Source organism: Lentilactobacillus parafarraginis DSM 18390 = JCM 14109, from assembly GCF_001435895.1.
GTDB lineage: Bacteria > Bacillota > Bacilli > Lactobacillales > Lactobacillaceae > Lentilactobacillus > Lentilactobacillus parafarraginis.
In genome coordinates this window covers 1-1,062 of sequence record NZ_AZFZ01000176.1, presented here as the reverse complement: position 1 = coordinate 1,062, position 1,062 = coordinate 1, and the positions used below count along the sequence as shown (strand labels likewise).

At 36.3% G+C, this 1,062-nt stretch carries 1 pseudogene; it reads left to right on the top strand.

Features of this window, described 5'->3' with window-relative positions:
• Positions 1-521: pseudogene (locus FD47_RS14580) on the top strand (DNA topoisomerase); the annotation flags it as partial.
• Between the last annotated feature and the right edge of the window lie 541 nt (positions 522-1,062).

Here is a 1,062-nt window from a genome sequence, read left to right as displayed (position 1 = left end):
ATCAGCGATTTAAAGACGAAACAGGGCTAATAACATTCATGCAAGCTAAAAACGTTCAGAAAGGCTCACAGTCCGGTTTAATCAAGGACGTCCAAAAACAAGGCAAAAAGCGTGCTAGTCCCCAACTATTCTCACTATCCAGTCTCCAAAGTGCCATGAATAAACGGTATCATGCCAGTGCCAGCCAGACTTTGGCGGCCATTCAGAGTTTATACGAAGCCAAGTTCCTTAGCTATCCCCGAACCGATTGTGCTTATATCACTGATGAAGAATTTGAGTATTTAGTGGCTAATCTGACGAAGTATCTGGGTTTAGTCTCTAAGCCAGTCGCTTTAACCAATACCACCCCAAATAAGCGCTATGTTAATGGAAAAAAGGTTGAAGAACACTACGCCATTATCATGACTAAAGTCGTCCCGACTAAAGAGAAATTAGCCAGCTTACCTAAAATACAGCAGCAAGTCTATGACTTGGTTTTAAGAACGACGTTAGCGATGTTTGCTGATCCGTATGAGTACGAGGTAGCGTCAAGAATCTTGTGTAAATGAAATGCCTTCGTACATATAATATGTATCTAACTTAAATAAGTAATGAGAAAATATCATGTCTAAATTAACTGAATCTCAAATACGGGCCAATAAAAAATAGGACGATAAAAACAATATATTAACAAGCGGTCAGTAGCACGTAACTTTATTAAGCAACTACCTACCGATGATGACCTCGCAAAGTTTCTTAGCCTAATTTCTGATCGTCATAAGTTTTTACATGAAAAAATTAAAGAAAATAACAAATAGCTACACATTATACATTGATTTAATGGAGAAATTAATAGTTTACAGTAAAACACCTGATAATTCACTAAGTAAAGTGAAGGTTGGAAAGAATGAATAATTTTTTGAATATTTTTTTTCAATAGGCAGATTGTAAAATTAATCCGAATAAGTCCGATAGTTTTCAATGGCCGTTGATTAATAGGTTCAAGTGCTGCTATGATCTCATTAATTGTTACATGGTTAAAGTTGGACTGTTTGGACTTAGGATGAAAGTGTGGACACGATT